The sequence below is a fragment of the Planctopirus hydrillae genome (assembly GCF_001707835.1).
In the GTDB taxonomy this organism is placed as follows: domain Bacteria; phylum Planctomycetota; class Planctomycetia; order Planctomycetales; family Planctomycetaceae; genus Planctopirus; species Planctopirus hydrillae.
Genome location: NZ_LYDR01000098.1, coordinates 1 through 405 on the forward strand (window position 1 = coordinate 1; position 405 = coordinate 405).

The window sequence follows — 405 nt, forward strand, 5'->3', positions numbered from 1 at the left end:
TTATATCCATTGGTTTATGCACTATACGCTGGGCTTCATGCTTTGTTTCACGATTGAGCTCTTGCCATAATGTATCTTTAAGCTTGTCAAGTCCCATGTGTGCAACTGAAGAGATAAAAACAATAGGTAATCCCTCAGGCAACTCAGCTTTGAGCATCTCTTGCAGCTCTTCATCAATGAGGTCACACTTAGTTATAGCCAATACCTTGCGCTTACCTACAAGATCTTCATTGTACTTGACCAACTCACTGAGCAACAACTCGTATTCTTCACGAATATGCTCTGTATCCGCCGGTATCATAAAGAGGAGTAAAGCATTGCGCTCAATATGTCTAAGAAATCTCAATCCCAAACCTTTACCCTCTGAAGCTCCTTCTATAATGCCCGGAATATCAGCCATTAACA

At 41.2% G+C, this 405-nt stretch carries 1 protein-coding gene; it reads right to left on the bottom strand.

Annotated features, from left to right (window positions below):
- On the bottom strand, window positions 1–405 hold a 405-nt coding region (locus A6X21_RS11935), incomplete at both ends, for a GTPase (RefSeq protein WP_205847458.1).